Here is a 5,031-nt window from a genome sequence, read left to right on the forward strand (position 1 = left end):
CCCGAGCTGGATTTTCACGCAGGACCCTCTGGCGTCACCCTTGCCCAAGTTCGGGAACGCTATGACATACCTTTCGATGATTACGGCATCTGCGTTTTCCACCCTGTCACCTCCGAAGCCGACACTATGGGCACGCAGGCCGATGCGCTTTTTGGCGCGCTGGATCAGTCAGATCGAAACTTTGTGGTCATCGCCCCGAACAATGACCCCGGGTCTGCTGCCATTTTTGATGCGATTGCCTGCTTGCCCAAAGAGCGGTTCCGCGTTCTGCCATCCATGCGTTTCGCCCACTTCTCGGAGCTGATGAAAAACGCCAAAGCGATGATCGGGAATTCTTCGGCAGGTGTGCGCGAAGCCCCGTTCCTTGGTCTGCCATCCCTTGATATTGGCACACGCCAGACCAATCGTGCGAAATCGCCCTCCGTCTTTTTCGCCGATGCGACCGATACTGCAGCGATCAACACATTCTTGCAGGACAGGTGGGGCCAAGCCTATCCGCGTCACGACGCCTTTGGCGGCGGCAGCGCGTCCGAGCGGTTTGTGGACGCCCTGAGATCCGAGGATTTCTGGCAGACCTCCTTGCAAAAGACCTTTCATGACATCCCCAACTGACATGCATCGGGGTTTGGCGTTGCGCGGCTATCTGGCGGCAAGCCATCTGATTGCACTTGCGGCCAAGCCCGCTCTGCGTCGCCGATTGAGACGTGGCAAGGAACACCCGACACGTTGGCAGGAAAAGATAGGCCAGAACCTCGCCCCGCGCCCTGACGGTTCAATGATCTGGCTCCACGCGGTCGGGTTGGGCGAAGTCCTTTCTCTGCGCGGCCTGATTGAACGCTTGGGGCAAAAACGCCCTGATCTGTCATTTCTCGTGACATCGACCACGGCTACCTCGGCCGAAGTCTTCGCCAAGAACGCCCCACCCCGGACGACGCACCAATTCTTACCGCTTGATGCGCCCGCCTTTCGCCACCGTTTCCTCGACCATTTCCGCCCTGATCTGTGCATCTGGGTCGAACAGGACCTCTGGCCGGGCATGGTCAGCGATCTGGCCACGCGCCGAGTACCGCAATGCATGGTGGCCGCGCGCATGAATGCTGCATCATTTCGGTCGCACCAAAAGGCAGCGGGGCTTTACCGTGACCTTTACAGCGCGATGGCGATAATTACAGCGCAGGATGACGCGACCGCAGCCCATCTCGCATCACTTGGTGCGGAGGTGAAGGTCACAGGATCGCTCAAACCTGCCGCACCCTTGCTGGCCTGTGATGAGGCGGAATTGGTGAGGCTACAGAAAACGCTTGGCCAGCGTACCGTTTGGGCCGTTGCCCCCGCGCATCAGGACGACATTGCTCTTGCATATGATGCCCATCAAAAACTGCGCAACACCGATCCAACAGCCCTTCTCATCGTCGCCCCGAGGCTGCCACAGGACAACCTTGAGGAAACTGGTCCGCGCCGGTCCAAGGGGAAGGTTCCGGCGCCGGATGATGCCATCTGGCTCTGCGATACTTTCGGTGACCTGGGCCTGATCTACCGCCTTGCGCAGACCGTTTTGATTGGCGGGACTTTCGGCGATGTCGAGGGGCATAACCCGTGGGAAGCCGCCGCTTTGGGTTGTGCAATCCTGCACGGACCGCGGGTGGCAAATTTCAAAACCGATTATGCGCAACTGGCCGATGCATCCGGCGCGGTTGCGGTCGCGACTGCCGATGATATCGCCGACGCGCTGGTGTCGGGGGATTTGCCACGCATCGCGGAAAACGCAGGCCGCGCCATCAAGATTGCAAGCACGCAAACCGATGCGCTGGCCGTAGATTTGCTTGATCTCTTTGACCGCAGCACGGCAACCTAGCTATTGCCCGATATCTTCTGGCCCCACAGCGGTCGCCTTGATGATGGCATAGATTTTCTGACCCACCGCCAAATTCATCCGCAACGCGCTGCGCCGAGTCACCCGCGCCAAAAGGTGATCGTCCCCCGCACGCAACCCGACGGCTACACCGGGGCCGCGCCCGTGTTCAACGCGGGTGATTTCAACGGGCAGGACGTTCAGCGCGCTCAACCCTTGCGGGGCTACGGTCGCGAGGATCACATCCTGCGCCGGAATACGCACACGGATGGTCTGGCCCAACACACCCAAAATCCCTGGTAAGATCAAACGCCCGCCCGAAAAGGCAAGCTCGGTCAGACCATCGTCCAGCAACCGCCCCGCGACCTTAGTGGTAATCACCGCGCCCGCGGCGCGCACGCCAACCAACGGCATCGTCTCGGGCTGTGACAGCACCGTGCCTACTGGCCCGCAGGCCATCACGCGGCCTGCGTCCAGCACGACTAGGGTCGTGGCCAGGCGGGCGACCTCGGACACATCATGGCTTACGTAAAGCATGGGTGTTTCGACCTCATCGCGCAGCCGTTCGATAAACGGCAGGATTTCAGCCTTACGCGGGGCATCAAGGGCGGCAAGGGGTTCATCCATCAACAAAAGCTGCGGATTGCACATCAGTGCACGGCCCAGAGCCACGCGCTGGCGCTCGCCCCCTGATAGGCGTGCAGGCATCCGTTGAAGCAAATGCGAAAGCCCCAGCACGTCAATCACGCGGGCCGCATCATGCTCGCCGCCATAGGTCAGATTGCGCTGAACAGTCATATGCGGAAAAAGACGCGCATCCTGGAAAACATAACCGATGCGCCGTTTGTGCGGCGGCAGGTGCTGGCGCGTCGCCCCATCGAAGAGAACGGCATCACCCACCGCAATCCGCCCCGTATCAGGGCGCAAAAGCCCTGCGACAGCATTGACCAGTGACGTTTTGCCAGACCCCGAACGCCCGAAAATCGCGGTCACGCCTTGGGGTGCCTCGAATTCCACATCGAGGTCAAACAGGCCCATCCGCTTTTGGATATCGACCGTGATCATCTACCCGTTACCCTCTTGGCCATCCGGCGGGACAGCCACTCGGACACGAGCAGCGCGCCCATCGCAAGGGTGATCGACACGACGACCAGTGATATAACCGCAGGCTCACCCCCTGGCACCTGCAACAGACCGTAGATCGCGGTGGAGATGGTCTGGGTCTCGCCGGGGATGGCCGCGACAAAGGTGATCGTGGCCCCAAATTCGCCCAGCGCCTTGGCAAAGCCCAAGATCGCCCCCGCCAAGATACCCGGCACGACGAGGGGCAGTGTGACGGTGCGCCAAACCCGCATACGGGACGCACCAAGGGTGGATGCGGCCTCCTCCAGCCCCGGATCAACCGCCTCAAACCCCAGCCGGATCGCACGCACCATCAGCGGAAACGCCATGATTCCGGCAGCCAGAGCCGCCCCAGTCCAGCGAAAGGCAAAACTGATGCCAAAGGTTTGGTACAGCAGACTGCCTACCGGCCCTTGCTGGCCAAAGAGGATCAGCAAAAGATACCCTGTGACCACAGGGGGCATAACCAGCGGCAAGTGCACCAGTCCGTTCAATATCTGACGCCCCGGAAAGGATTTCCGCGCAAGAATATAAGCCACCCAGACAGCCACTGGCAGTGCCACCAAGGTTGCCACCAGTGCCACGCGCAACGATAATCTGATCGCGGTCCATTCCGCAGGTCCAAGCGCGTCCATCATGACGGATCGTCGACAGGCGGAAGCAACCCCGCCTCGGCCAAAATCGCTTGGCCCTGCGGACCGCGCAGATAGGTCAGCACGTCTTGTGCTGCAACGTCAGCGTTATTGGTCAGCGCTCCAACATAGCGTATCGGCGGGTGGCTGTCGGCAGGGAATAACGCGACTTGGGTCACATCTTTTGTGATCCGCGTATCGCTCTGATAGACGATCCCCAAAGGTGCCTGCCCGCGCGCCACCAACGCCAGTGCGGCATGCACATTGTCCGCTTCGGCAAGCTTGCCCTGCGTCACCTCCCACAAGCCCAGCGACTGCAATGCCGCCTTGGCATAGATGCCTGCAGGCACGGCTTGCGTAAGCCCGACGGCCATGCGTCCTGCCCCCAATGCGTCCAAAATCGCCTCTGATGTGAGCGGTACGGGCGCGGCACCCTCTGGCCCGATCATCACCAACCGGTTGCTGGCAAAATCAAACACGCTCTCTGCTTGCACATGATCGCCCGCGACCAGCACGTCCATCCAGTCGGTATTCGCCAAAAGGACGATATCTGCAGGCGCACCAAAGCTGACCTGCCGCGCCATTGTGCCACTGCCACCGTAAGAAACGACAACACCATCAAACTGCGCGGCAATCCGGTCCATGGGTTCTTTCAGGCTGGCTGCGGCAAAGATCAGAACCTCGGCCCGCGCAGCGGGGGCCGCCAGCGTCAAATAAATCCCGATGATAAGCGCATGTAATCTCATGGTGCGACTATCAGGGTGTTTAAGGCCCCTTGCAAGGGTCAGGCCCAACGCGCGCGGCGTGTCGCCAACGCCTGCACGCCTGCGCGCACAGCATCGCTGATCGGTCCCTCACGCGGGGTATCACGCAGCGTGGTAATCCAATGCGCCTCGGGGTGATGTGTTCGGAACGGGCCTGTCCATGTCAGAGCGCCCAAGATCGCTTGGGATGCGGGCGGTAAAACGTCTGGAATCTCGCGGCCATTCAACGTGGCCCAAACCCCTGTCCAAAGCCGGCCCACCGACCACGGGTTATACCCGCCTCCCCCCAGCACAAGATAACGCGGCGACAGCGGGCGCAGGGCCGCAACAATTGCCCAATGCGCGTTGTTTGACAGGGCCAGCCGCGATTGGCGGTCTTCTGCCACCGCATCGGCCCCGCATTGCAGAACAATCGCATCAGGACCGAAATCAGCCACCAAAGGCAAAATCAGCGCGTCGCGGATCAGTGCCATTTCTGTATCATTCAAACCCGCAGGGACCGGCAGGTTATAGACCTGCCCCACACCGGCATCGCTTAACGCCCCTGTGCGTGGCCAGCGGTTTACCTCATGCACCGAGATTTGCAGCGTATCCGCGTCATCGGCAAAAGCATGCTCGACTCCGTCGGGATGGTGCGCATCAATATCAATATAGGCAATCC

At 60.6% G+C, this 5,031-nt stretch carries 6 protein-coding genes; 2 read left to right on the forward strand and 4 right to left on the reverse strand.

The window, feature by feature from the left end; genetic code table 11:
• The coding region (locus VGP75_RS12360; RefSeq protein WP_327543959.1) for a UDP-N-acetylglucosamine 2-epimerase at positions 1 to 612 on the forward strand (612 nt) is incomplete at its 5' end.
• Entirely contained in the window at positions 596 to 1,855 is a 1,260-nt protein-coding gene (locus VGP75_RS12365; RefSeq protein WP_327543960.1) for a 3-deoxy-D-manno-octulosonic acid transferase, read from the forward strand. The genes VGP75_RS12360 and VGP75_RS12365, both read left to right, overlap by 17 nt.
• Here the strand turns inward: VGP75_RS12365 and modC are convergent, their stop codons facing one another.
• From modC to VGP75_RS12385, 4 genes are all read right to left on the reverse strand, one after another.
• Positions 1,856 to 2,917 (reverse strand): molybdenum ABC transporter ATP-binding protein, encoded by a 1,062-nt coding sequence (gene modC, locus VGP75_RS12370; RefSeq protein WP_327543961.1) that lies wholly within the window; start codon positions 2,915 to 2,917, stop codon positions 1,856 to 1,858. It lies immediately after the preceding gene.
• Complete coding sequence (gene modB, locus VGP75_RS12375; RefSeq protein ID WP_327543963.1) at positions 2,914 to 3,609, reverse strand: molybdate ABC transporter permease subunit; 696 nt, start codon at positions 3,607 to 3,609, stop codon at positions 2,914 to 2,916. Before modB ends, modC begins: the two co-directional genes overlap by 4 nt.
• Positions 3,609 to 4,352: a molybdate ABC transporter substrate-binding protein gene (gene modA / locus VGP75_RS12380; RefSeq protein ID WP_327543962.1), complete on the reverse strand. Its 744-nt coding sequence runs from the start codon at positions 4,350 to 4,352 to the stop codon at positions 3,609 to 3,611. The genes modB and modA overlap by 1 nt, the downstream gene beginning before the upstream one ends.
• Positions 4,353 to 4,390: 38 nt before the next feature.
• Positions 4,391 to 5,031: arginase family protein (locus tag VGP75_RS12385; protein ID WP_526025513.1), on the reverse strand; the 641-nt coding region annotated here is incomplete at its 5' end.

Source organism: Yoonia sp. (assembly GCF_036007805.1).
Lineage (GTDB): Bacteria > Pseudomonadota > Alphaproteobacteria > Rhodobacterales > Rhodobacteraceae > Yoonia.